Annotated in this window: 23 protein-coding genes; 2 read left to right on the top strand and 21 right to left on the bottom strand. The window is 67.4% G+C overall.

The genetic code is table 11. The features are described 5' to 3' along the window. Positions 1-4 precede the first annotated feature (4 nt). The 8 genes from C7416_RS09070 to C7416_RS09035 all read right to left on the bottom strand — a co-directional run bounded on the left by C7416_RS09070 (position 5) and on the right by C7416_RS09035 (position 9293). Positions 5-733: an amino acid ABC transporter permease gene (locus C7416_RS09070; protein ID WP_092307685.1), complete on the bottom strand. Its 729-nt coding sequence runs from the start codon at positions 731-733 to the stop codon at positions 5-7. Between the two features lie 63 nt (positions 734-796). Next, entirely contained in the window at positions 797-1696 is a 900-nt protein-coding gene (locus tag C7416_RS09065; RefSeq protein WP_111518361.1) for a glutamate/aspartate ABC transporter substrate-binding protein, read from the bottom strand. A gap of 266 nt (positions 1697-1962) precedes the next feature. Further along, on the bottom strand, positions 1963-3270 hold the full coding sequence (locus C7416_RS09060; protein ID WP_018008784.1) for a Glu/Leu/Phe/Val family dehydrogenase: 1308 nt from the start codon (positions 3268-3270) through the stop codon (positions 1963-1965). Positions 3271-3388: 118 nt separating this feature from the next. Then, positions 3389-4333 (bottom strand): LysR family transcriptional regulator, encoded by a 945-nt coding sequence (locus C7416_RS09055; RefSeq protein WP_111518352.1) that lies wholly within the window; start codon positions 4331-4333, stop codon positions 3389-3391. 44 nt (positions 4334-4377) lie between these two features. Next, entirely contained in the window at positions 4378-5151 is a 774-nt protein-coding gene (locus C7416_RS09050) for an ABC transporter permease (protein ID WP_174549307.1), read from the bottom strand. 24 nt (positions 5152-5175) lie between these two features. Continuing rightward, positions 5176-6045, bottom strand: coding sequence for an ABC transporter ATP-binding protein (locus C7416_RS09045; protein WP_181461195.1), 870 nt, complete (start codon positions 6043-6045; stop codon positions 5176-5178). Beyond that, a complete protein-coding gene (locus C7416_RS09040; RefSeq protein WP_181461193.1) occupies positions 6042-7184 on the bottom strand; it encodes an ABC transporter substrate-binding protein in 1143 nt (380 codons plus the stop codon). Before C7416_RS09040 ends, C7416_RS09045 begins: the two co-directional genes overlap by 4 nt. 210 nt (positions 7185-7394) lie before the next feature. Continuing rightward, complete coding sequence (locus tag C7416_RS09035; RefSeq protein ID WP_111518350.1) at positions 7395-9293, bottom strand: ABCB family ABC transporter ATP-binding protein/permease; 1899 nt, start codon at positions 9291-9293, stop codon at positions 7395-7397. Between the two features lie 106 nt (positions 9294-9399). Between C7416_RS09035 and C7416_RS09030 the strand changes: the two genes are divergently transcribed. Next, positions 9400-9804: an acyl-CoA thioesterase gene (locus tag C7416_RS09030; protein ID WP_062796782.1), complete on the top strand. Its 405-nt coding sequence runs from the start codon at positions 9400-9402 to the stop codon at positions 9802-9804. Positions 9805-9830: 26 nt separating this feature from the next. On the opposite strand, the gene C7416_RS09025 is transcribed toward C7416_RS09030, so the two are convergent. The 7 genes from C7416_RS09025 to clsB form a co-directional block, all read right to left on the bottom strand. After that, a complete protein-coding gene (locus tag C7416_RS09025; protein ID WP_111518348.1) occupies positions 9831-10607 on the bottom strand; it encodes an enoyl-CoA hydratase in 777 nt (258 codons plus the stop codon). Between the two features lie 20 nt (positions 10608-10627). Next, on the bottom strand, positions 10628-11584 hold the full coding sequence (locus C7416_RS09020; protein ID WP_111518346.1) for a DegV family protein: 957 nt from the start codon (positions 11582-11584) through the stop codon (positions 10628-10630). A gap of 112 nt (positions 11585-11696) precedes the next feature. After that, on the bottom strand, positions 11697-12896 hold the full coding sequence (locus C7416_RS09015) for an acetyl-CoA C-acyltransferase (RefSeq protein WP_111518344.1): 1200 nt from the start codon (positions 12894-12896) through the stop codon (positions 11697-11699). An 18-nt stretch (positions 12897-12914) separates the two neighbouring features. Then, positions 12915-15338 carry a 3-hydroxyacyl-CoA dehydrogenase/enoyl-CoA hydratase family protein gene (locus C7416_RS09010; protein ID WP_111518342.1) on the bottom strand — a complete coding sequence of 808 codons (2424 nt, stop codon included), beginning with the start codon at positions 15336-15338 and terminating at the stop codon, positions 12915-12917. A 219-nt stretch (positions 15339-15557) separates the two neighbouring features. Further along, positions 15558-17345 carry an acyl-CoA dehydrogenase C-terminal domain-containing protein gene (locus C7416_RS09005; protein ID WP_111518340.1) on the bottom strand — a complete coding sequence of 596 codons (1788 nt, stop codon included), beginning with the start codon at positions 17343-17345 and terminating at the stop codon, positions 15558-15560. Positions 17346-17420: 75 nt separating this feature from the next. Beyond that, the gene (locus C7416_RS09000; protein WP_025583452.1) at positions 17421-18011 is read right to left on the bottom strand and encodes a TetR/AcrR family transcriptional regulator; all 591 of its coding nucleotides are present in this window, start codon (positions 18009-18011) and stop codon (positions 17421-17423) included. A 342-nt stretch (positions 18012-18353) separates the two neighbouring features. Continuing rightward, entirely contained in the window at positions 18354-19700 is a 1347-nt protein-coding gene (clsB, locus tag C7416_RS08995; protein ID WP_111518338.1) for a cardiolipin synthase ClsB, read from the bottom strand. Between the two features lie 92 nt (positions 19701-19792). On the opposite strand from clsB, the gene mobB reads away from it, so the two are divergent. Further along, positions 19793-20323, top strand: a complete 531-nt coding sequence (gene mobB, locus C7416_RS08990) for a molybdopterin-guanine dinucleotide biosynthesis protein B (RefSeq protein WP_111519041.1) — start codon at positions 19793-19795, stop codon at positions 20321-20323. A gap of 22 nt (positions 20324-20345) precedes the next feature. Here the strand turns inward: mobB and C7416_RS08985 are convergent, their stop codons facing one another. The 6 genes from C7416_RS08985 to C7416_RS08960 all read right to left on the bottom strand — a co-directional run bounded on the left by C7416_RS08985 (position 20346) and on the right by C7416_RS08960 (position 25831). Continuing rightward, positions 20346-21128: an endonuclease/exonuclease/phosphatase family protein gene (locus C7416_RS08985; protein ID WP_062796766.1), complete on the bottom strand. Its 783-nt coding sequence runs from the start codon at positions 21126-21128 to the stop codon at positions 20346-20348. Then, positions 21125-21661, bottom strand: a complete 537-nt coding sequence (gene nudB / locus C7416_RS08980; RefSeq protein WP_111518336.1) for a dihydroneopterin triphosphate diphosphatase — start codon at positions 21659-21661, stop codon at positions 21125-21127. Before nudB ends, C7416_RS08985 begins: the two co-directional genes overlap by 4 nt. Before the next feature lie 103 nt (positions 21662-21764). After that, entirely contained in the window at positions 21765-22676 is a 912-nt protein-coding gene (locus C7416_RS08975; RefSeq protein WP_111519040.1) for a hypothetical protein, read from the bottom strand. A gap of 205 nt (positions 22677-22881) precedes the next feature. Beyond that, positions 22882-24690 (bottom strand): aspartate--tRNA ligase, encoded by a 1809-nt coding sequence (gene aspS / locus C7416_RS08970; protein ID WP_111518334.1) that lies wholly within the window; start codon positions 24688-24690, stop codon positions 22882-22884. 65 nt (positions 24691-24755) lie between these two features. Further along, positions 24756-25478, bottom strand: coding sequence for a DUF502 domain-containing protein (locus C7416_RS08965; RefSeq protein WP_111519039.1), 723 nt, complete (start codon positions 25476-25478; stop codon positions 24756-24758). 14 nt (positions 25479-25492) lie between these two features. After that, entirely contained in the window at positions 25493-25831 is a 339-nt protein-coding gene (locus C7416_RS08960) for an FmdB family zinc ribbon protein (RefSeq protein ID WP_111518332.1), read from the bottom strand. Positions 25832-25987: the final 156 nt, after the last annotated feature.

Below are 25987 nucleotides of genomic sequence, written 5' to 3'. Positions count from 1 at the left end.
CCCCTTACTTGCCGCCGATAAAGCCGGGCACGCGCGTGCGGGCCTCGACCCAGCGCATCACCAGCATCACGGTGACGTTGATCAGCGCGTACATCAGCGTGACCGCGATGAACGATTCATACGGACGCGCGGTGTAGTCCACCAGCTGGCGCCCCTGCGCGGCTAGTTCCAGCAGGCCGATGGTCGACGCCACCGCCGAGTTCTTGAAGATGTTCAGGAACTCGGAGGTCAGCGGCGGCACGATCACGCGGAATGCCATCGGCAGCAGCACGTGGCGGTACGTCTGCGGCAGCGTGAAGCCCATCGCCAGGCCGGCGTTCTTCTGCCCGCGCGCCAGCGAGTTGATGCCGGAGCGCACCTGCTCGCACACCCGCGCGGCGGTAAACGTCCCCAGGCACAGCATGGCGGCCAGGAACTGCTGCGCGAACGGGTTCATCTGCTTGATCGCCTCGCCGCCGGGCAGCAGCTCGGGCGCGACGAAGTACCAGATGAACAGCTGCACCAGCAGCGGGATGTTGCGGAAAATCTCGACATAGGTGGCGGCAATGCCGGCCAGCCACTTGTTCGGCACCGTGCGCAGCACGCCGAGCACCGAGCCGATGACCAGGGCAATGACCCAGGACGAAAGCCCCAGCGCGAGCGTGACCTTGAGGCCGGAGATCATCCAGTCCAGGTAGGTCTCGTTCTGGGCGGCCTGTTCGAGGAAAACTCCCCAATGCCAGTTGTAGTTCATGTTGCGTCCTCAAAAAGAAACGGAAGGACGAGCCTTCCGTTTCGCAGTGCTGTCAACGGCAGGTCAGTCCAGCGCCTTGTCGTTAGGCGCCTTGATCAGCGTCTTCATGTCTTCGGACAGCGGGAAGTCCAGGTTCAGGCCCTTGGGCGGAACCGGTTGCATGAACCACTTGGTGTACAGCGTGTTGATCGAGCCGTCCTTCATCATGCCGGAGATGACGTTGTCGGACAGCTTCTTGAACTGCGGGTCGTCCTTGCGGATCATGCAGCCGTAAGACTCGCGCGATTGCGGCTTGCCGACGACGATCCAGTCGGCCGGGTTCTTGGCCTTGGCGCGCTCGCCGTACAGCAGCGCGTCGTCCATCATGAAGGCGACCGCGCGGCCCGATTCCAGCGTCAGGAACGACTGGCCGTGGTCCTTGGTGCTGATGATGTTCACGCCCAGCTTCTGGTCGTCGTTCATCTTGCGCAGCAGGCGCTCCGACGTGGTGCCGGCGGTGGTGACGACGTTCTTGCCCTTCAGGTCGGCCCAGTCCTTGATGCCGGCATCCTTCTTCACCATGATGCGCGTGCCGATGATGAAGATGGAGTTGGTGAAGGCGACCTGCTTCTGGCGTTCCAGGTTATTGGTGGTCGAGCCGCACTCGATATCGATGGTGCCGTTCTGCAGCAGCGTGATGCGGTTCTGCGAGGTGATCGGGATTTCCTTGACCTGCAGGTTCGGCAGCTTCAGCTGGTCCTTGATGGCTTCCACGATCTTCATGTTGATATCGTAGGAATAGCCGACCTGGCGCACGCCGCCCAGGTTGTAGTTGAACGGAATCGACGATTCACGCACGCCGAGCGTGATGACGCCGGTGTCCTTGATCTTCTTCAGCGTGCCCGTCAGTTGTTCGGCTGCCTGTGCCGTCCCGCACATTACGCCCCCGGCAATCATCAGGGCAGCCAACTTGGCGAAATTCATAACATCTCCTTGACCATGAAGAGAAAGCGGGATTCTAAGAATAAAACCCCCACTGGTGAAACAGTATTGCGCAGCATCCGCCGCAATACAACTGGGTTTTCTCCTAGAACCCCACTTCAGGGCAATCCGTGCGCAGCGCGCCCGGATACGACAACGCGGTCTCCGGCGCTTGCCGGAGACCGCGTCTGACGGTCATGAAGCCGGGGCCCGGGACGGTTATTGCACTGCACCATGCCAGTGCCTCGCCCCGGGCCTGCCTGCCCCGATCAGGGGTACAGGCCGCGCATTTCGCGCGCCTGCAGGATGCGCGTACAGGCCACGATGAACGCCGCCGTGCGCAGCGTCACCTTGTTTTCCTGTGCCACTTGCCAGATTGCCCGGAAGGCTTCTTGCATGATCCGTACCAGGCGCTGGTTGATCTCTTCCTCGGTCCAGAAGAAGCTGGAGAAGTCCTGCACCCATTCGAAGTAGGACACGGTCACGCCGCCGGCGTTGGCGATCACGTCCGGGCAGACCAGGATATTGCGCTCGCGCAGGATGTCATCGGCCTGCGGCGTGGTCGGGCCGTTGGCGCCCTCGATCACCAGCTTTGCCGTGATCTTCGGCGCGTTTTCGGCGGTAATCTGGCCTTCCAGCGCGGCCGGGATCAGGATGTCGCAATCGACTTCCCAGAATTGCTCGCTACGCAGGACTTCGCCGCGGAAGCCGTCGATGGTGCCGCTGTGCGAGGCGTATTCCATCATCGCCGGCACGTCCAGGCCGGCCGGGTCGAACAGCGTGGTGCGGTGGTCCTGCACCGCCACCACCTTGGCGCCGGCCTCATGGAACAGCTTGGCGGCGACGGCGCCGACGTTGCCGAAGCCCTGCACCGCCACGCGCGCGCCCTTGACCTCGAGGCCGATATTGCGCGCGGCCTCGGAGCCGACCACGAACACGCCGCGGCCGGTGGCCTCGTGGCGGCCCAGCGAGCCGCCCAGCGAGATCGGCTTGCCGGTCACGACGCCGGTCGAGGTGCTGCCCGAGTTCATCGAATAGGTGTCCATCATCCACGCCATCACCTGTGCGTTGGTGTTGACGTCGGGCGCCGGGATGTCCTTGCTCGGCCCGATGATGATGTTGATCTCGCTGGTGTAGCGGCGCGTCAGGCGTTCCAGCTCGGCCTGCGACAGCGTGCGCGGGTCGACGCGGATGCCGCCCTTGGCACCGCCGTACGGCACGTTGACCGCCGCGTTCTTCACCGACATCCAGGCCGACAGCGCCATCACCTCGGACAGCGTCACGTCCTGGTGGAAGCGCACGCCGCCCTTGCCCGGGCCGCGCGACAGGTTGTGCTGCACCCGGTAGCCCTCGAAATGGGCGATGGTGCCGTTGTCGAGCTCGATCGGCACGTCGACGATCAGGGCGCGCTTGGGGCGCTTCAGGGTCTCGACCCAGCGCGCCAGCGAACCCAGGTAGGGCGTGACGCGGTCGACTTGCTGCAGGTAGATGCCCCAGGGGCCGAGGTTGTCGGCGTTGAGGTAGGACGGGAGTGCGTGCTTTTGGCCAGCAGTGTTGGTCGGTGCTGCGGAAGACATCGGGGTGGGTTCCGGGGTGGAAGATAGGCGCAAGCTTAGGCTTGGCGGCCGCCCGGAATCCAATGCCGTTTGCTCATCGGGTTATGCAAGACACGCATAAACTTGGAGCGAACCATCGCTACGCCGAGGTCAGCGTCCCCCACACCTGGTCCACCAGTTGCCGCTTGCGCCGCGCCCCGGCACGCCGCTCGCCGCCGTTCTCGCCCGGCTTCTCCCGGTACAGCCGGATTTCCATGTCGATCGACAGCGGCAGGCCGCGCGCCGACTCGGCCCGCACCAGCCGCCCCGCCGCGACGTCGTCGCGTACCGCGCTTTCGGGCAGAAAGGCCATGCCGTGGCCGGACAGCGCCATCACCTTGAGCGCTTCGGCCATGTCGGTCTCGTAGCATTTGTCGAGCTTGAGCGCCTCGGCGGTTTCGGCCAGCAGCAGGTCGACCATGCGGCCGAGGAAGGCGTTGGGGGTATAGCTGAGGAACGGCACCGGCTTCTTGTCGGTGCCCGGCAGCCGGAATTGCGGCTTGCCGGCGGGGTCCGGCACGCTGTAGGGCGAGAGCCGTTCGGTGCCCAGCACCAGCATGTCGTAGCGCGCGGGATCGAGCTGGATGGCCTGGCGCGCGTGGTGGTAGACCATCACCAGGTCGCAGCCACCCTCGACCAGCATCAGCACCGCGTCATGGACATTGAGCGCGCGCAGCCGGCACGGCAGCGTGCCGAGCTTGCGCTCCAGCGCCTTGAGCCATTCCGGGAAGAAGGTCAGCGACAGCGTATGCGGCACCGCGAATTCCAGCACCTGTGCATTGGCCGAGCGCTGGCCGCGCATCAGCGCGCGGGTTTCGCTGACCTGCGCCAGCATCGCCAGGGCCTGCTCGTAGAACACCTTGCCGGCCGGGGTCAGGCTGGTGGGATAGCTCGAGCGGTCGATCAGCTCGGTGCCAACCCACGCCTCCAGCGACTGGATCCGGCGCGAGAACGCCGGCTGCGTGACGTGGCGCAGTTCGGCCGAGCGCGAGAAGCTGTGCGTCTCGGCCAGGCTGACGAAGTCTTCAAGCCATTTGATTTCCATGACGCGGATTATCCACCGGCGCGCGGCGCTTCGCCACCTGTCGGCTAGCCCCGGTGGGCCCAGCCGGTCATGCGCTTCTCGACCACCGCGAACAGCTCGTACATCGCCATCGCCATCACAGCGATCACCACCAGTCCGGCGAAGGCCAGCGGCATCTTCATGGCGGAGCCGGCCGACACCAGCAGGTAGCCGATGCCCTCGTTGGCGGCATTCATCTCCGACACCGTGGTACCGACAAAGGCCAGCGTGATCGCGACCTTCAGCGAGGCGAAGAAATACGGCAGCGCGCGCGGCAGGCCGACCTTGAACAGCACGTCGCGCCGTTTCGCGCCGAGCACGCGCAGCACGTCTTCCAGTTCCGGCTCGAGCGTGGCCAGCCCGGTGGCGATATTGACCATGATCGGGAAGAACGAGATCAGGAACGCGGTCAGGATCGCCGGCCCGGCGCCGAGCCCGAACCACACCACCAGGATCGGCACGAAGGCGGCCTTGGGCAGCGCGTTGAAGGCCGTCATCAGCGGGTAGCTGGCGGCGTAGAGCAAGCGGGACGAGCCCATCGCCAGCCCGAGCAGCACGCCCACGCCGATGGCCACGGCAAAACCCACCATGGTGGTCCAGAAGGTGCGCCACGCATGACCGGCGATCACGTCCGCATAGTCCACCAGTGCCGCCACGATCGCGGACGGCGTCGGCAGGATGAAGTCGGAGACGTCGAAGGCCATGCACGCGCCCTGCCACAGCAGCAGCACCGCGGCCAGCAGCAGCCACGGCGCCACGCGCTGCACGCGGCGCTCCTGCGCGGAAGTCAAGGTCATCATCATCGTCAGCTCTCAGTGTTGAGCTCAGTGTTGGCGCACATGGCCGATCTTCTCGCGCAGCGCGTGCACCAGCTCGGCAAAGGGCTCGGTATAGGTCAGCTCGAGATCGCGCGGGCGCGGCAGGCCGATCTCCTTGCGCATCACGATGCGGCCGGGGCGCTGGCTCATCACGTAGACCGTGTCGGCGAGGAACACCGCCTCGCGCAGGTCGTGCGTGACCAGGATCACGTTGAAGCGCTGCGCCTGCCACAGGTCGCGCAGCACGCACCACAGTTCCTCGCGGGTGAAGGCGTCGAGCGCGCCGAAGGGCTCGTCGAGCAGCAGCATGCGCGGCTGGTGAATCAGCGCGCGGCAGATCGACGCGCGCTGCTGCATGCCGCCGGAGAGCTGCCACGGGTATTTGTCTTCGTAGCCGCCCAGGCCCACGGTATGCAGCAGCCGCCGGGCGCGGTCGACGTACTCGTCGCGCCGCGCGCGCAGAGTCGAGCGGTAGGGCTCGACGATCTCCAGCGGCAGCATCACGTTGTCGAGCGTGGTGCGCCACGGCAGCAGCGTTGGCGCCTGGAACGCCATGCCCACCTGCTTGAGCGGCCCGCTCACCTTCTCCCCGGCAATCCTGACGATGCCGCGCGTTGCCGGCCTCAGCCCGGTCGCCAGTTTCATGAAGGTGGACTTGCCGCAGCCGGACGGGCCGACGATGGCGATGAACTCGCCCGGCGCGGCCTGCAGCGACAGGTCTTCGACCGCGAACTCGCCCTGGCGCGCCAGCGTGTCGTCATAGGCCAGCCAGACCCGGTTGAAATCGACGAAGGGCTCGACGGGCGCGGTCGCGGCATTCGCGCCAGTCGCGGCAGTCGCGGCGACCGGCATGGATTCAGCCAGGCGCGCCATCATCGCAGCACATCCAGTTCGGCCGCGCTCGGCAGGTACGCGTCGGTCCACAACGCATCGGCGTTGATACGGCCCCTGGTGCCGAAGGCATCGGCCACCTGCGAGGCCATCAGCGACAGGCGCGGCTTGCTGATGCGGCCAAAGCCCTCGGCCCTGGCGTCCGGCGAGCGGACCACACTGTCCAGCGCCAGCTTCAGCCGGCGCGTTTCCAGCTTCTCGTCGATGATGCCGTCGCGCGCCTTGAGCGCGCGGATGCCCTCTTCCGGACGGGCGATCACGTCGCGCGCCGACTTGCTGAAGGCGCGCAGGAACGCCTTCACCGCCTCCGGATTCTTCCTGATGAATTCCTCGGACGCGATCACGGCATTGCCGTACAGCTTCACGCCGAATTGCGGGTACGGCAGCACCACGATGTCTTCGTCCTTCACGCCGCGCGCATTCAGGTTCAGGATCGACGTGAACGAAAAACCGGTGATGGCGTCGAGGTCGCCGCGCACCAGCATGGTCTCGCGCAGCGTCGGGTCCATCGCCTGCCAGTTGAACGACGATGCCTGCAGGCCGTTGGCCCGGGCGAAGATCGGGAAGGCGCGGCGGCCGGCGTCGAATACCGGCGCGCCCAGGCGCTTGCCGGCCAGGTCCTTGGGTGCGCGGATGCCCGACTTCTTCAGCGCCAGGATGGCCGCAGGCGTGTTGTTGTAGACCATCATCACCGCCACCGGCTTGTCCCTCGCGTCGGGGTTGTTGCCGTAGAACTCCATCACCGACGACATGTCGGCGAAGCCCATGTCATAGGTGCCCGAAGCCACGCGGTTGACCACGTTGCCCGAGCCATTGCCGGCATCGATCGAGACCTCGAGCTTTTCGGCCTTGTAGTAGCCCTTCTGCTCGCCGAGCAGGAACAGTGCCGCCGGCCCTTCGAAGCGCCAGTCGAGCTGGAACCGGACCCTGGTGGCCGCGGCCTGCGCATGGGCGGCGCCGGCGAATTGTGTCGACAGCACCAGGCTGGTGCCGAGCATGGCGCCCAGCTTCAGCAGGCGGCGGCGAGCCGGGGCACGCGCGGTACGCGCGGCGGGGTTGGCAGCGTTGTCGCTGGCAGCCGTGAAAACGCCGGGCGACACTTGCGCAGCGCGGGATTGGGGCATGGCATCTCTCCGTGGATAGTGATTTCGGAGGGATCCGTCCGCAAGGGACATGCCAGCCTTGCAGGCCCCGTTTCAGGGCGTGCCCGCGCGCGATTGTCGAACCAGAAATGGGCGCGGCGATTGCCGCGCCAGCATCGTCGGCAGCGATTGCCGACAATCCGTGCCGCGCCCTGGTGCAAGCCGGCGCAGCCGATGGCGGCCCCTGGCGGCTCAGGCGTCCTGGGTGGCGTCGCCCACGTCGAGCGCAAGCGCCTCGCCGCCGACGGCATCGCCGCCCTTGGCGGCGGCGCGCGCCTGGATGTCCCACATTTCGGCATAGCGCCCGCCCGCGCGCATCAGCTGGGCATGGGTGCCGCGCTCGACGATGCGGCCGTGGTCCATCACCAGGATCTGGTCGGCATGGACCACGGTGGAGAGCCGGTGCGCGATCAGCAGCGTGGTGCGGTTCTGCGCCAGGCGCATCAGCTCGGCCTGGATCGCCTGCTCGGTGCGCGAATCCAGCGCCGAGGTCGCTTCGTCGAACACCAGGACCGGCGGATTCTTCAGCAGCGTGCGCGCGATCGCCACGCGCTGCTTCTCGCCGCCGGACAGCTTCAGGCCGCGCTCGCCCACGGGCGTGTCGTAGCCCTGCGGCAGTTCGCGGATAAAGGCGTCGATCTGCGCCGCCTGCGCCGCGGCGATGACTTCGTCGCGGGTCGCGTCCGGACGGCCATAGGCGATGTTGTAGTAGATGCTGTCGTTGAACAGCACGGTGTCCTGCGGCACGATGCCGATGGCGCGGCGCAGGCTGTCCTGGGTGATGGCGCGGATGTCCTGGCCGTCGATCTCGATCGCGCCGCCGCCCACGTCGTAGAAGCGGAACAGCAGCCGCGCCAGCGTCGACTTGCCCGAGCCGCTGTGGCCCACCACCGCGGTGGTGGTGCCGGCGGCGATGGTGAAGTCGACCCCGTCCAGGATGGTGCGATCCGGCTCGTAGCCGAAACGCACATCGCGGAAGCGCACCTGCGCCCCGCCGACGCGCAGCGGCGGCGCGTCCGGCGCGTCGGCCACCTCCTGGTGCGTGCCCAGCAGCACGAACATGCGATCCATGTCGGTGGTGGCCTGCTTGATCTCGCGGTAGATCACGCCGAGGAAGTTCAGCGGGATATAGAGCTGGATCATCAGCGTGTTGACCAGCACCAGGTCGCCCAGCGTCAGCTTGCCGTCGACCACGCCCACCGTGGCGCGCCACAGGATCAGGATCAGGCCGATGGCGATGATGGCCTGCTGGCCGAAGTTGAGGAACGACAGCGAATTCTGCGAGCGGATCGCCGCGGTGCGGTACTTGCGCAGGTTCTCGTCGTAGCGCTGCGCCTCGTAGGCTTCGTTGCCGAAGTACTTGACGGTCTCGAAGTTCAGCAGCGAATCGATCGCCTTCTGGTTGGCGCGCGAATCGAGCTCGTTCATGCGGCGGCGGAAATGCGTGCGCCATTCCGTCACCACGATGGTGAAGACGATGTAGCCCACCAGCGCGCAGCCGGTGATGGCGGCGAACCAGATGTCGTAGTGCAGGATGAAGAAGCCGATCACCAGCGCCATTTCCACCAGCGTGGGCAGGATGCTGTACAGCGAATACGAAATCAGCGACTGGATGCCGCGCGTGCCGCGCTCGATGTCGCGGCTCATGCCGCCGGTCTGGCGGTCCAGGTGGAAGCGCAGCGACAGCGCATGCAGGTGCCGGAACACCTGCAGCGCGATCTCGCGCACGGCGCTCTGCGTAACCTTGGAAAAGAGGATTTCCCGCAACTCGGTGAACAGCGTCGCGGACAGGCGCAGCATGCCGTAGGCGACGATCAGCCCGACCGGCACCGCCAGCAGCGCGCGCGGGTCGCCGGCGGTGATGTTCATGCTGTCGATCAGCCGCTTCATCAGCACCGGCACGCCCAGGTTGGCGACCTTGGCCGCCACCAGGCAGGCCAGCGCCAGCATCACGCGCCACTTGTAGTGCCAGACGTAGGGCAGCAGGTTGCGCACGGTCTGCCAGTCGCTGCGGGGAGCGCGCTGGCCGGGAAAGAGCTTGACCGAGGCAGTGTCGGGGGCCTGCTCGGCGGTCGTGGAATAGCGGCGCATACGATAGAATTCGGGCCAATGCGCGATTGTCGCAGAGTTCGCATGACGTGGCAGGCGAAGGGTTTTTCGCCGCGCCCGCCCTTTCCGCCGTCCACCATACCGCCTCATGAACGCTCCCCACACCGTCCCCGCCCTGCCCGCCGGCAAGAATCCCGCCCTGCGCGTGGTACCGATGCCCGCGGACGCCAACGTCCATGGCGACGTGTTCGGCGGCTGGATCATGTCGCAGGTGGATATCGCCGGCTCGATCCCGGCGGTCGAGCGCGCGCAGGGGCGCGTCGCCACCGTCGCGGTCAATTCCTTCCTGTTCAAGCACCCGGTGTTCGTCGGCGACCTGGTGAGCTTCTACGCCGATATCGTCAAGACCGGCCGCACCTCGATCACGGTCGAGGTCGAGGTCTATGCGCAGCGCATGCGCCACAGCAACGAGATCGTCAAGGTGACCGAAGCCACGCTGACCTATGTGGCGACAGACGAGTCGCGGCAGCCGCGGGTGTTGCCGACGGCTTGAGGGCGCGGCCGAGCCCCCTCGGCCCCTCACGCAAACTTCATAAAATCCGGCTTTCGCTTCTCGAAGAACGCGCTGAACGCCTCCTTCGCCTCCGGCGCCACCAGCATGCGCCGGAACACCGCGCCCTCGTCGGCCATCTGCTTCTCCACTTCGGCCATCGCGCCGGCCTTCATCAGGCGCTTGGTCTCGCGCAGCGACGATGCCGGCAAGGCCGCCAGCTTGCGAGCCTGCGCCAGCGCGAAGTCATGCACCTCGGCCACCGGCAGCACCCGCGTCACCAGCCCGATCTCCTGCGCCTCCTGCGCGCTGAAGGCCTCGCCCAGCAGCAGCTTCTCGGCCGCGCGCTGGTAGCCGACCAGGCGCGGCAGCAGCAGGCTCGAAGCAGCCTCGGGGCACAGCCCCAGCTGCACGAACGGCAGCGACAGCTTGGCGGTGTCGGACGCATAGACCAGGTCGCAGTGCAGCAGCAGGGTGGTGCCCACGCCCACCGCCGCGCCGCTGACCGCTGCCACCACCGGCTTGCTGGCATGGCTGATCTGGTACAGGAACTGGAACACCGGGGCGGCTTCGGCGCCCTCGCCGGCGCCCGGCGGGCGCTGCATGAAATCCTCGAGGTCGTTGCCGGCGGTGAAGATCTCGGGCTTGCCGCGCAGCAGGATGGCGCGCACGGCGGGATCGGTGTCGGCCGCGCGCAGCGCGTCGGCCAGCGACTGGTACATCGCCGCGGTGATGGCGTTCTTCTTGTCGATGCGGTCGAACTCGAGCGTCAGGATGCCTTGCTCGATGCTGGTACGGATGCTCATGGTGTCCTCGTCTGTGGGAATTATTCGAAAGGCGTCGGCGACTCGGCAAGATAGCTGAGCCCGAACGCGCGTGCGCCGACATTCAGCGCCACCGTCAGGCTCATCGGCGCCAGCATCAGCTCGACGCCGTGGCTGCGCGCGGTATTCGCCAGCGACTGGTAGGCCGGCATCGCGCGCACCTCGTCCAGCGGGCCCGCGTAGCACGCCGCGATCGCCGGCACCACCAGGTCGCCGGCGCGCAGGCATTGCTCGGCATGCTGCAGCACGCGGCGCCGGCCCTCTTCGGAGCCGCGCGCCCTGGCGATGGCTTCGGTCTGGCCACGATGCATATGCACAACGGGGCGGAGGTTGAACGCGCTGCCCATCACGTAGCGGCCCCAGGTGATGCTGTCCTCTCCCTTCTGCCGTGCGCGGGTGTACAAGTAGAGCAGTTCGTCCGGCACCAGGAACATGTGGGCGGCATCGCGCAGGCGCGTTTCCACGGCCTCGCGTACGACTTGCGGACTGGCACCGTCCAGCGCCATGCGCGCGGCTTCGCGAACGATCAGCGCCTGGCCCGGACCGATCGCGCCGGTGTCGACCACGGTCAGGTCGAACAGCCCCGATCGTCCCGCTTCCCTGCGCAGCCGCACGCTGCGCGCCACGGTGCCGATCACCGCGCCGCTCGCATGCGCGTACAGCTTGCTGCGCGTGCTGGCGATGGTGAACAGGATGGCGCGGTCGCACTGCGCGACCACGTTGCGCAGCAGGTGCTCCTCCAGTTCGCGCTCGACCATCGGCACCGATTCGGCATAGTGGTCCTGGCGGCCGACCAGATATTGCTGGTAGTGCCGCGGCAGCGCATCTTCGTCGCGCGTATCGGCGACGAAGTGCTCGCCGGCGCGGATGCGGAACGGAATGGTGTGGACCTTCAGCGCGGCCATGACATCGCGTGGCAAGTCGCACGCGGCATCGGCCAGGATGGCTGTCTCCTGCATATTGTGTCTCCTCCCCTGCTGGTGACCCGCGTTGCGGGCGGCAGCCCCCGGTACTGCTTTCTTCACCTGATGCAGAAGGGCGGGATGGCGCCGGGCCATCCCGCAGGCGCGTTTAGACGCGCTCGAAGATGCCTGCGGCGCCCATGCCCGTGCCGACGCACATGGTAACCATGCCGTACTTCAGGTTGTGGCGGCGCAGCGCATGCACCACCGTGGCCGAGCGGATCGCGCCGGTGGCGCCCAGCGGGTGGCCCAGCGCGATCGCGCCGCCCATGCGGTTGACCCGGGCGGGATCCAGCTGCAGGTCGCGCATCACCGCCAGCGACTGCGCGGCGAAGGCTTCGTTCAGCTCGATCCAGTCCAGCTGATCCTGGGTCAGGCCCGCCGCCTTCAGCGCCGCCGGAATCGCTTCCTTGGGGCCGATGCCCATGATCTCGGGCGGCACGCCGCGCACCGCGAACGAGACGAAGCGCGCCAGCGGCACCAGGTTGAACTGCTTCAGGATCTTCTCCGAGACCAGGATCAGCGCACCGGCGCCGTCCGAGGTCTGCGAGCTGTTGCCGGCGGTGACGCTGCCCTTGTTCGCAAACACCGGGCGCAGCTTGCCCAGGCCCTCGAGCGAGGTATCCGGGCGCGGGCCTTCATCCAGCGCGTTGGTGCGGGTCTTCACGCCGACCTGGCCGCTGGCCAGATCAGGGAAGCGCTCGACGGTCTCGACCGGGGTGATCTCGTCGCCGAACTCGCCCGCCTGCTGCGCGGCGATGGCCTTCTGGTGCGACGCCAGCGAAAACGCGTCCTGGTCCTCGCGGCTGACCTGCCACTGCTGCGCCACCTTCTCGGCGGTCAGGCCCATGCCGTAGGCAATGCCGACGTTCTCGTCGCGGGTGAAGATCTCCGGCGACATCGACGGCGAGTTTCCCATCATCGGCACCATGCTCATCGATTCGACGCCGGCGGCGATCATCACGTCGGACTCGCCAACGCGGATGCGGTCGGCGGCCATCGCCACCGCGCTCAGGCCCGAGGCGCAGAAGCGGTTGACGGTAATGCCGCCGACGGTGTTGGGCAGGCCCGACAGCAGCGCGCCGATGCGGGCCACGTTCAGGCCCTGCTGGGCTTCCGGGATGGCGCAGCCGACGATGGCGTCCTCGATCAGCTTCGGGTCCAGGTTCGGCACCTGGGCCACCGCGGCCTTCAGGATGGTGGCCAGCAGGTCGTCCGGGCGCGTGTGCCTGAACGCGCCCTTGGGGGCCTTGCCGATCGGCGAGCGGGTGGCCGCAACGATGTATGCGTCTTGCAGTTGTTTCATGATGTCGGTTCCTCGCTTGCTTTAGTTGCGCACCGGCTTGCCGGTCTGCAGCATGCCCATGATGCGCTCCTGCGTCTTGCCGGTAGCCAGCAGGTCGACGAAGGCCTTGCGCTCCAGCGCCAGCAGCCATTCCTCGCTGACCAGCGCGCCGGCGTCGACGTCGCCGCCGCACACCACTTCGGCGATGCGGGTGGCGATCAGGAAATCGTGCGCCGAGATAAAGCCGCCGTCGCGCATGTTGACCAGCGACGCCTTGATGGTGGCCACGCCCGAACGGCCGGCAACCGGGACCAGCGTCGGCAGCGGCGCGCGGTAGCCGGCGTCGGCCAGCGCGCGCACTTCGTTCTGCGCCACGTGCAGCAGCTCATGCACGTTGAAGACGATCCGGTCGGACGGCTGCAGGTAGCCCATCTGGCGCGCTTCCAGCGCCGAACCCGAGACCTTGGCCATGGCCGCGCTCTGGAAGCGGCTGGTCAGGAACTGCAGGTAGTTGGTGCTGCCCGCGGCCTGCGCCGCGCGCGCGGCCGCCAGCGCGGCTTCCTTCAGGCCGCCGCCGGCCGGCACCAGGCCCACGCCAACCTCGACCAGGCCGATATAGGTTTCCAGCGCGGCCACGCGCGCGGCCGAGTGCAACATCAGCTCGCAGCCGCCGCCCAGCGCAATGCCCGACGCCGCCGATACCACCGGCACCGCGGCGTACTTCACGCGCATCATGCCGTCCTGGAATTTCTTCACGAACGGCTCGATGCCCTTGGCGCCGCCCATCATGAAGGCGGGCATCGCCGCTTCCAGGTTGGCGCCGGCCGAGAACGGGCCGCCCGGCGCGCCCAGCTGCAGCGAGGTCGGCTGCCACACCACCAGGCCCTTGTAGCCGGCCTCGGCCAGGTCGATGGCGCGGGTCAGGCCGTCGATCACGTCGGGCCCGATGGTGTTCATCTTGCTCTTGAACGAGACCACCAGCACGTCGTCCTGGCCCTCGCCCACCCAGATGCGCACCGCGTCGTTCTCTTCTACGGTGCGGCCGGCCTTGCGCGGATCGGCCGCGGCGGTGCCCTGGAGGGCGGCGCGGAAGGCCTGGCGCTGATACACCGGCAGCGTGCTGCGCGCGACGAACGACTGCGTCGCGGGCGACCACGAACCGGCCGCCGCGTGCACCCCCTGGTTGTCGGCAACCGGGCCGGAGAATACCCACGCCGGCAGCGGCGCGCCCGACAGCGCCTTGCCGCCCTCGACGTCTTCCTTGACCCACTCGGCCACCTGCTTCCAGCCTGCGGCCTGCCAGTCCTCGAACGGGCCCGAGTTCCAGCCGAAGCCCCAGCGGATCGCCAGGTCGATATCGGCGGCCGAGCCGGCGATCTGCTCCAGGTACACCGCGATGTAGTGGAACACGTCGCGGAACACCGCCCACAGGAACTGCGCCTGCGGGTTGGTCGACTCGCGCAGCAGCCGGATGCGCTCGGCCGGTTCCTTCTTCAGCATGCGCACCACGATCTCGTCGGCCTTCTTGCCGGCATCGACATACTGGCCGGTGCTGGCGTCGAGCACCTTGATCGCCTTGCCTTCCTTCTTGTAGAAGCCGGCGCCGGTCTTCTGGCCCAGCGCGCCCGCGTCGACCAGTCCCTTGAGCACGGCCGGGGTCTGGTACACCGGTGCGAACGGGTCGTCGTGCAGGTTGTCCTGCATGGTCTTGATCACATGCGCCATGGTGTCGAGGCCGACCACATCCGCGGTGCGGAAGGTGGCGGACTTGGCGCGGCCCAGCTTGGCACCGGTCAGGTCGTCGACCACGTCGAACGGGATGCCGAACTTCTGGGCCTCGGCGAACACCGCCAGGATCGAGAAGATGCCGACGCGGTTGGCGATGAAGTTGGGCGTGTCCTTGGCGCGCACCACGCCCTTGCCGAGCGTGGTGGTCAGGAAGGCTTCCAGCTGGTCGAGGATCTCCGGCCGCGTGGTCGCGGTCGGGATCAGCTCGACCAGGTGCATGTAGCGCGGCGGGTTGAAGAAGTGCACGCCGCAGAAACGCGACTTCAGGTCATCATCGAACCCGTCGGACAGCGCAGTGATCGACAGGCCCGAAGTGTTGGTGGCGAAGATCGCGTGCGAGGCCAGGTGCGGCGCGACCTTCTTGTACAGGTCGTGCTTCCAGTCCATGCGCTCGGCGATCGCCTCGATCACCAGGTCGCATTCCTTGAGCAGCGCGATATCGTCTTCGTAGTTGGCCGCCCGGATCAGGCCGGCCTCGTCCTTGATGCCCAGCGGCGCGGGCGACAGCTTCTTCAGGTTGTCGATGGCGCGCAGCGCGATGCCGTTCTTCGGGCCTTCCTTGGCCGGCAGGTCGAACAGCACCACGGGCACGCGCGCGTTGATCAGGTGGGCGGCGATCTGCGCCCCCATGACGCCGGCACCCAGCACGGCGACTTTCTTGACGATGAAATTGGACATGCTCGCTCCTGGATTAGTGAGCGTTGAGGTGAGAGTGTGTGGATGTCCCGTTGCTGCCGGTTGGCTCCCCTCTCCCGCTTGCGGGAGAGGGGCCGGGGGTGAGGGCGGGAGGTTGCTATGCCGAACTACTTCGTTGAAGCGCCGGCCCTCACCCCCGCCCCTCTCCCATCAATGGGAGAGGGGAGCAAACCGTCAGCGGGAGTCGTCCATGCGGATCAATCAGAACAAATCCGCGTCCAGCGCCATCAGCGACGCCGAACCCGCGCGCGCCTTGCGGATCTCGCCGGCGGTTTCCGGCAGCAGCTTGGCAAAGTAGAAGCGCGCGGTGGCCAGCTTGGCGGTGTAGAACTTGTCGCCGCCGGCTTCCTTCTCCAGCGCGACCTTGGCCATGCGGGCCCAGAAGTAGGCGAACACCAGGTGGCCCACCACGCGCAGGTAGGGCACCGCGGCGGCGCCGACTTCGTCGGCGTTGCCCATCGCCTTCATGCCGATTTCCATGGTCAGCTTCTGCACCTTGTCGCCCAGGTCGGCCAGCGGGTTGATGAACTCCTGCATGGCTTCGTTGGTGCCTTCGGCCTCGACGAATTCCTGCACGATCTTGCCGAAGGCCTTCATCTTCGCACCCATGTCGCCGAGGATCTTGCGGCCCAGCAGGTCCAGCGCCTGGATCGTGTTGGTGCCTTCGTAGATCATGTTGATGCGAGCGTCGCGCACGTATTGCTCCATGCCCCATTCGGAGATGTAGCCATGGCCGCCGAACACCTGCATGCCCTCGTTGGTGGCGGTGAAGGCATTGTCGGTCAGGAACGCCTTGATCACCGGCGTCAGCAGCGCGACCAGGTCGCCGGCCTGCTTGCGCACCGCCTCGTCCGGGTGCGACAGCTCGCGGTCGATCTGCAGCGCGGTCCAGTAGCTGAAGGCGCGGCCGCCTTCGGCGTAGGCGCGCTGGGTCAGCAGCATGCGGCGCACGTCCGGGTGCACGATGATCGGGTCGGCGGCCTTCTCGGGCGCCTTCGGGCCGGTCAGCGACCGCATCTGCAGGCGGTCCTTGGCGTAGGCGACCGAGTTCTGGTACGCCACCTCGGTCAGGCCCAAGCCCTGCGCGCCCACGCCCAGGCGCGCGGCGTTCATCATCACGAACATGGCGTTCAGGCCCTTGTTGGGCTCGCCCACCATCCAGCCGCGCGCGCCGTCCAGGTTCATCACGCAGGTGGCGTTGCCGTGGATGCCCATCTTGTGCTCGATCGAGCCGCACTGGATGCCGTTGCGCTGGCCCGGGTTGCCGCTGGCATCCGGGATGAACTTGGGCACCACGAACAGCGAGATGCCCTTGGTGCCGGCGGGCGCGTCCGGCAGGCGCGCCAGCACCAGGTGGATGATGTTCTCGGCCAGGTCGTGCTCGCCGGCGGAGATGAAAATCTTGGTGCCGGTGATCAGGTAGGAGCCGTCGGCCTGGGGCTCGGCCTTGCTGCGCAGGATGCCCAGGTCAGTGCCGCAATGCGGCTCGGTCAGGCACATGGTGCCGGTCCAGACGCCTGACACCAGCTTGGGCAGGTAGGTCTGCTGCAGTTCGGGCGTGCCGTGTGCGTGCAGGGCCTCATAGGCGCCGTGCGACAGGCCGGGGTACATGGTCCAGGCCTGGTTGGCCGAGTTCAGCATCTCGTAGACCACGTTGTTGACCACGATCGGCAGGCCCTGGCCGCCGAAGGCGGGATCGCACGCCAGTGCCGGCCAGCCGGCCTCGACATACTGCTGGTAGGCTTCCTTGAAGCCGGTGGGCGCCTTGACCACGCCGTCGCCGACGTAGGTGCAGCCTTCGCGGTCGCCCACCTGGTTGAGCGGGAACACCACGTCCGAGCAGAACTTGCCGGCTTCCTCGATGACCTGGTTGATGGTGTCCGCGTCGATGTCCGCGTGCGGCGGCATCGCCTTGAGTTCGGCTTCGGCGCCGAGCAGTTCATGGAGCACGAACTGCATGTCGCGCAACGGTGCGGTGTACTGGCCCATCAGAGACTCCTTGGAGTTGTGCGATGCCGCCACGCCGCCCGCCTCGCTCGCGCGAACCGGTCCGACCCGACGGCCTCAGGTACGGTAAGACTGAATCAGTTTGTTGAGCGCGACCATGGCAAGCTCGGCGCTGTCGGGCAGGCGCAGAAAACGGGCGTCATGATGCAAGCCTAGTTCAAGGCTGTACATCTCGAACAGCATCAGGCGCGGATCGCAGTCCGCGCGCAGATGCCCCTCTTCCTTGGCCTGGTTGATGGCGCGGGTCAGCGCTGCCCGCCAGATGGTGACGCTCTTGACCAGCTCGTCACGCACCAGGCTGCCGGCACGGTCGTCGTACTCCACCGCGCCGCTGATGTAGATGCATCCCGTCGTCACTTCCTGGATGCGCTTCTCCATCCAGCGCCGCACCATCGACCACAGCCGGGGCAGTCCGCGCGGCTCCTGCAGCGAGGGGTAGAACACCTCCTGCTCGAACCGGCGGTGATACTCCCGCACCACCTCCACCTGCAGGTCCTCGCGCGAACCGAAATGCGCGAACACGCCGCTCTTGCTCATCTGCATGCGTTCCGCGAGCAGGCCGATGGTCAGACCTTCGAGCCCGTCGCGGGACGACAATTCCAGTGCGGCATCCAGAATCGCCACGCGCGTCATCTCGCCCTTGCGCATGGGCGAGGGGGACGAAGCGGCGGATTCGAGACGGGCTGACTGGTGTCGCATGTTTTTTCTCCGTTCTGCGGGGCCTTCTGCGGCCCCGCGTATGACCCTGACGTTGCATTCAGTGCTTGCGGGCGGCCGGCGGATTTGCCGGTGCATACCGCGAATGCACGCAGTCTAAGCCAAAAAAGAACGGTCGTTCAGATTATTCTGGCGCGGCACCTGCCCATCAAGCTTTTAATTAGACCGCTGTTTCTAAACGGACTGCATTGCAGCATGTCCGCCAGCCGCGATGCTGCAACCGGTTTCAGCATGGGCGTTGCCGCATGGCAGCAAACGCACACCGCCCGCCGTTCAGTAGCGTCCGGTGACGCCGGCGATGATCACGCCCAGCCGCAGCAGCATATAGGCCGCCCAGTTGGCCAGCCGGTGCAGCGGCGAGCGCCGCGCATGCACGTCGGGCAGCACGCGCACGCTGCGGTGCGCAATGGCGCGCTCCAGCGCTTCGCGCAGTTCAGCGGCGAAGGCCGCATCATAAACGGCAACGTTGGCCTCGCGCGCGAGCAGCAGGCTGAACGGGTCCATGTTGCTCGAGCCGACCGTGGCCCAAGCCTCGTCGACCACGCCGACCTTGGCGTGCAGGAAGCTCTCGGCGTACTCGTAGATCTCGACACCCGCCTCGAGCAACGAGGCATAGAGCGCATGGGTGGCGTAGTGCTGCAGCCGGTATTCGACCATGCCCTGCAGCAGCAGCCGCACCCGCACGCCGCGCTCGCGGCAGGCCAGCAAGGCGCGCCGCATCTTGTGGCCGGGCAGGAAGTAGGCGTTGGCGAGGATCACGTCGTGGCGCGCGGCGCCCAGCGCGCGCAGGTATTCGCGCTCGATGGTGCGGCGGTTGCGCAGGTTGTCGCGCAGCAGCAGCGTGGCGCGGATGCCGCCGGTGGCTTCCGGGCGCGGCGGCAGGTCGGTCACCAGCGGGTAGTCGGCGACCGCCGCGGCGCGCTCGCTGCCACGCGCCTCGCGCAGCGACAGCCGCCACCACAGCCGCTCCGACGACAGCGCGATGCGGTCCACCAGCGGCCCGCTGACCTGCACCGCGAAGTCATAGCGGGGACCCAGGTTGGCGCCTTCGAAAGGACCGTGGTTGTGGTCGTCGATGATGTTGATGCCGCCGACGAAGGCGACATGGCGGTCGATCACGGCGACTTTGCGGTGCAGCCGGCGCAGGTGGCGCCGCGCCAGGCGGAAGCCGCGCAAGGCGCGGTAGACGCGCAGTCGCACGCCGCCCGCGCGCAGCCGCTCGGCCAGTTCGGCGGGCATGTCGCCGGCGCCGAAGCCGTCCACCGTCACGCGCACCGCGACCCCGCGCGCGGCGGCCCGGATCAGCGCATCGGCGACGGCGCGGCCGACCTCGTCGTCGGCATAGATGTAGGTTTCCAGCATGACCTGGAACGCGGCCTGGTCGATCGCCGCGATCAGCGCCGGAAAGAAGTCCTGGCCGCCGTGCAGCAGCCGAACGGTATTGCCGGTGGTGGGCTTGCCGCGACGCCAGGCCCAGCGCAGCATGTGGTGGCGATAGGTCGGCTCGCCAGTGGTGGCGGTGTCGTGCGCCGGGGCGTCCTCGGCCTGGGCGGTGTGGGAGATCCGTGACATGCCGTGATTATCGGACAGTTTGCGGCGTGCAAGGCGCCGCCTGCACATTGGCGCGCCGAACTCTGCTATCGTCGATGCCGATGCGCTGCGCGCCGATACCGGCGTCCAGGCAGACTCCCGACGCCCCTACGGAACCCATGGTGAAGGTATTCGGCATTACCGGCTCGTCCGGCAGCGGCAAGACCACGCTGCTGGACCAGCTCATCCCCTGCTTCGTCGGCGCAGGCCTGCGCGTGGCCGGCGTCAAGCACACCCACCACGGCTTCGATCCCGACACGCCCGGCAAGGACTCGTGGCGCATGCGCGCGGCCGGCTGCGCCAACGTCGTGCTGGTCGGCGCGCGCCACCTGACGCTGATGCGCCATTACCCCGAGTCCGTGCCTTCGCCCGAACTCGACGATGCGCTCGCGGTGCTGCCGCCCGACACCGACCTGGTGCTGGTGGAAGGCTACAAGCGCAGCGATTTTCCCAAGCTGGAGGTGTTCCGCCCCGCGCTGGGCCGTGCGCCGCTGTGGGACGAAGTGCCGGGCGTGGTGGCCGTGGCGAGCGACGATCCCGCCACCGTCGCCGCCATGACCACGCTGCCGGTGCTGGACCTGAACGATGCGCAGGCGGTGTTCGCCTTTATCCGCGACTATCCCCTGCCCGACCCCGAGAGCGGCGCGGGCTGACCGCACGTAGCCCCAGGCGTCCTCAGGCGGCCTTGTCCGCGGGCGCGTCCCGCTCCACCATTTCGCCCAGCGGATGGCCGAGCTCCGCGACCAGCGGCACGTGGTCGGAGCGTTGCGCCCAGTCGCGGCCGGTCAGCGCGTGGGCGCGCTCGATCTCGTAGCCGCGCACGTAGATGCGGTCGAGCTGCCACCACGGCATATGGCTGGGAAAGGTATGCAGCCGCGCGCCGCGCGCGTGCGAGGCCTCGACCGCGCCGAGGGTATTGCAGATCTGCGCGTCGAGCCGATGGTTCCAGTCGTTGAAGTCGCCGGCGATCACCAGCGGCACGCCCGCCGGCACCACGTTCTGCACCCGCTCCACCAGCGCCTCGGCCTGGCGCGCGCGGCTGCGCGCGAACAGGCCGAAATGCACGCAGATCAGGTGGGTCTCGACGCCGTGCACGTCCGCCACCGCGTGCAGCAGCCCGCGCTGCTCGAAGCGGTGGTCGGAAATATCGAGGTTCTCGGACATCAGGATCGGATGGCGCGACAGGATTGCGTTGCCGTGATGGCCGTAGTCGTAGACCGCATTGCGGCCGTAGACCGAATGCGGATAGGCGTCGGTGGCAAGGTAGTTGAGCTGAGTGTGTTCGGGGTCGAACAGCGCCGCCGCCACCAGGCGGTCGTTGCGGTCCTGCACTTCCTGCAGGAAGACGATGTCCGCGTCCATCGCATGCAAGCCGGCACGCACGTTCTGGATGCGCGGGCGCCGCGCGATGCCGGTCACTCCCTTGTGGATGTTGTAGGTGACCACGCGCAGCTTCATGGCTGCCCTCCGACGGCGGCGTGGTGGCTGGCATCACTGCCGGATGCTCGCGCATCGTCCGCTGCGTCCGCTTCATCCTGCGCATCGGCACCGCCCGCGCGCCATCCCAGCTGGCGGATGGCATCGGCATTGCTGCTGGAAAAGCACTGTTGCGCCGCCTGCTGCCACGGCAGCCACTTGTACTGCAGGTGTTCACGTGGCGCCAGCGTCACCGGTAGGGCCTCGGCGACGCGCAGGCCGAACCAGTGCTCGGTATTGCGCGTCACCCCTTCGGCGTAGCGGTGGCGCCACTGCGGGTAGATGTCGTACTGGATGGTGTGGCCCCAGTCGCTCAGCTGGTGCTCGCCGGCGATGATGCCGGTTTCCTCGGCCACTTCACGCGCGGCGGTCAGGGCCAGGGGTTCGTCCAGGGTGTCGAGGCTGCCGGTGACGGACTGCCAGAACCCGGGGCGATCGGCGCGTTCCAGCAGCAAGACTTGAAGATCTGGCGTGTAAATCACCACCAGCACGGATTCCGGGATCTTGTATGACATGGGTCTGGGCCAAAGGACAAACCCAAGGATAGCGCAGGCGCGCGCGCTTGCCACGGGAAAGCGCCGCGGCGCCCGTGCGCGGGCGCCGCAAATTCTGCACTGATCAGGCGGCGCTGCGCGCGCCCTGCATGCCGTGCGGGGCCAGGTAGGGTTCGGTGCTGCCGTGGCGCTGCCAGGTGTCGAACACCTGCGGCGATTCGCCATGGCCCCAGGCCGCGCGCAGCTGCTCCATCAGCGGCGCCAGCGCGTGGCGGTAGCGCCTGGAGGCGGCATGCGCGTGGGTGGCCAGGGCCTCGGCGCGCTGCCGCGCTTCGCCCTGCAACCGCGTGCGTTCCTGCGCGATTTCCTTCTCGCGCTGGCCCAGCGTGTTGTACTTCTGGATCAGGAAGCGCTGGTAATCGCCGCCATCCATGCCCTGCGCCGCCTGCGCGTTGACCTGCTCGAAGCGCAGCACGATGCTGCCGGTTTCCTGCTCGATATGGGCGGCCTCGGCGTCCAGCGCCTGCAGCGCCTCCTGCACGCGCTGGGCGTCGCGGCGCAGCGCCTGCACCTGCGCGGCCTCGTCCTCGAACACGCGCTGCGCATCGAGGTAGGCCTGCACCACCGGTTGCGGCGCCACCACCAGCAGCGGATCAGCGCCATCGGCGCGCTGGCCGGCAAGCAGGGCATCGTCGGCCAGGCGCAGGTTGCCGAGTTCGTCCAGCCAGCGCCCGCGCGTCATCACCACGCCGACGGTGTCCAGCGCCAGCCGGCGCAGGGCTTCGGCGCGCTGCATCTCGACCGGCTCGGCCACCGCCTGGGGCGACGCCGCCTGCACCGCGTGGGCGATGTCCGGCACGCAGGCGGCCACCGTGGTGGCCACCGATTCGGACATGGCCTGCGCCGCGCGGCGCTGGGCGCGACGCAGCTCGAAACGGGCCAGCAGCATCATGATCAGCCCCGCCGCCAGCCAGGTCAGGATGGTCTCCTGGTGGGCCAGCAGGAACTGGCGGATCAGTTCGGTATCCAGGTTCAGGTTCACGAATTTCCTCCCGAGTGCCGGGAACCTTCATGACAGGGCCCCTCGGCAAATTGCGTGTCAAAGGAAGGAGACCGACCCGCCGCCGCCTTCGTTCCGACCGGTAACAAATCGAAACCAATGCGCCGTGGCGCCGGCATTGCGCATCAAGAAAAAAAGCCGCGCATTCGCGCGGCTTTCTTGCGGATCGAACCGGGCCCGGTCAGGCGTTGGGCTTCGGCTCGGCGGTGCGCAGGCGGATATGCAGCTCGCGCAGCTGCTTCTCGTCGACCGAGCTCGGCGCCTGCGTCAGCAGGTCCTGTGCGCGCTGGGTCTTGGGGAAGGCGATCACGTCGCGGATCGAATCGGCGCCGGCCATCATGGTGACGATGCGGTCCAGGCCGAAGGCCAGGCCGCCGTGCGGGGGCGCGCCGTACTGCAGCGCGTCGAGCAGGTAGCCGAACTTGGCGCGGGCTTCCTCGTCGTTGATCTTGAGCGCGCGGAACACCTTGCTCTGGATGTCCGAGCGGAAGATCCGCACCGAGCCGCCGCCCATTTCCCAGCCGTTCAGCACCATGTCGTAGGCCTTGGCCAGGCACTTGCCCGGGTCGGTCTCGAGGTATTCCAGGTGCTCGTCCTTGGGGCTGGTGAACGGATGGTGCATCGCCACCCAGCGCGCGTCTTCCTCGTCGTACTCGAACATCGGGAAGTCCACCACCCACAGCGGCTTCCAGGCGTCCTCGAACAGGCCGTTGGCCTTGCCGAAGTCCGAATGGCCGATCTTCAGGCGCAGCGCGCCGATCGAGTCGTTGACCACCTTGGCCTTGTCGGCGCCGAAGAAGATGATGTCGCCGTCCTGGGCGCCGGTGCGCTTCAGGATCTCGGCAATGGCGGCGTCGTGCAGGTTCTTGACGATCGGCGACTGCAGACCGTCGCGGCCCTTGGCGACTTCGTTGACCTTGATCCAGGCCAGGCCCTTGGCGCCGTAGATGCCGACGAACTGGGTGTAGGCGTCGATCTCGCCGCGCGAGATGGCGCCGCCGCCCGGCACGCGCAGGCCGACCACGCGGCCGTTGTCGCTGTTGGCCGGACCCGAGAACACCTTGAAGTCGACGTCCTTCATCACCTCGGTCAGCTCGGTGAATTCCAGCTTGACGCGCAGGTCAGGCTTGTCCGAGCCGAAGCGCGCCATGGCCTCGCGGAACTCCATCACCGGGAATTTCGCGTCGAGGTCGACGTCGATGGCGTTCTTGAACACCGTGCGCATCATGTCCTCGAACAGGTCGCGGATTTCCTGCTCGGTCAGGAACGAGGTCTCGCAGTCGATCTGCGTGAATTCGGGCTGGCGGTCGGCGCGCAGGTCTTCGTCGCGGAAGCACTTGGTGATCTGGTAGTAGCGGTCGAAGCCCGACACCATCAGCATCTGCTTGAAGATCTGCGGCGATTGCGGCAGCGCGAAGAAGTGCCCCGGGTTCACGCGCGACGGCACCAGGTAGTCGCGCGCGCCTTCGGGCGTGCTCTTGCCCAGCATCGGGGTCTCGATGTCGATGAAGCCCTGCGCGTCCAGGAACTTGCGCACTTCCATCGCCACCTTGTAGCGCAGGCGCAGGTTGTACTGCATCTGCGGGCGGCGCAGGTCGAGCACGCGGTGCGTCAGGCGCGTGGTTTCCGACAGGTTGTCGTCATCGAGCTGGAACGGCGGCGTGACCGACGGGTTCAGCACGGTCAGCTCGTGGCACAGCACCTCGATCTTGCCCGAGGTCAGGTTGGCGTTCTCGGTGCCGGCCGGGCGCGGGCGCACCTTGCCGGTGATGCGGATGCAGAACTCGTTGCGGATCTCTTCCGCGGCCTTGAACATCTCGGGGCGATCCGGGTCGCACACCACCTGCACCAGGCCCTCGCGGTCGCGCAGGTCGATGAAGATCACGCCGCCATGGTCGCGGCGGCGCTGGACCCAGCCGGTCAGGGCCACTTCCTGGCCCGAGAATTGTTCGGTCACCAGACCGCAGTAGTGAGTACGCATGGAGGACATAAGGAGATTCCCGGTAAAACGCGGCTGCCCGATTGCATCGCGCAGCCCGTGATCAGATTGGAGGCTCAAGGATCGGTGGTCTGGACCGGTTCCTCGCTGCTGGACCTGCCGGCCGCACTCGCCGCACTGGACGGAGCCGCCGGCCGGGGCGCGCTGCCGTTCTTGCGCGGCAATTCGGCCGGTGCCACCACGCCCATCGAGACGATGTACTTGAGCGCGGCGTCGACGGTCATGTCGAGTTCGATGGTGTCGGCCTTGGGCATCATCAGGAAGAAGCCCGAGGTCGGATTGGGGGTGGTCGGCACGTAGACGCTGACGTATTCGCCTTGCAGGTGGTTCTGCACGTCGCCGCCGGGGCGTCCGGTCAGGAAGGCGATGGTCCACGAGCCCTCGCGCGGGTACTGCACCAGCAGCGCCTTGCGGAAGGCATTGCCCGACGACGACAGCAGCGTGTCCGAGACCTGCTTGACGCTGGTGTAGATCGGGCCCACCACCGGGATATGGCCCAGCAGCGCTTCCCACCAGCGCACCAGGCGCTGGCCGATGAAGTTATGCGCCAGCAGCCCGACCAGCAGGATGAACAGCAGCGTCAGGATGGCACCGAGGCCGGTCACGCGCTTGCCGAACATCAGCCGGTCCGGCCGCCAGGCCTCGGGCAGCAGCGCCAGGCTCTGGTCCATCGTGCCGATGATCAGGCTCAGCACCCACAGCGTGATGCCCAGCGGCACCAGTACCAGCAGCCCGGTCAGGAACCAGGTTTTCAGGGCGGAAGTCTTCTTGGCTACCACGGGGCGGGTCCGGCTCAGTGGCAGGCGCAGGCGCTGCCGCAACCGCCGGCGGCCGGCGCCGCGCTCGCTGCAGCCGTGCCGCCCGACGACGCTTCGGCCGCCGCCGGCGCACTCGCCGCAGCCGCGGCAGTGCCGCCGGTGGCCGCGGGCGCGCTGGCGCCGCCGCTGCCGCCGCGGAAGTCGGTCACATACCAGCCGGAGCCCTTGAGCTGGAAGCCGGCAGCGGTCAGCTGCTTCTTGAACGCGCCGGCGGCGCCGCACGACGGGCAGTCCGTCAGCGGGGCATCGCTCATTTTCTGCAGCACATCGCGCCCGTGGCCGCAGGCGTCGCAACGGTAGGCATAGATCGGCATGGTGTTATTTCGCGAGAAAACTTGGGAATCGGTACCAGGGCAGGCATCGCCGCCAGCCGGGGCGGCCGCGGGAATATCCCGCGCGGCGATGCAAAGCCTTGAATTATAAACCGTTCCGGGGCTGCCTGATCGCCCGAAATAAGGGGGTGGGCGCCC

It is taken from the genome of Cupriavidus phytorum (assembly GCF_003254285.1).
GTDB classification, from domain to species: Bacteria; Pseudomonadota; Gammaproteobacteria; order Burkholderiales; family Burkholderiaceae; genus Cupriavidus; species Cupriavidus phytorum.
Note: the sequence above shows the minus strand (reverse complement) of the source record. Positions and strands in the feature narration are given on the sequence as shown.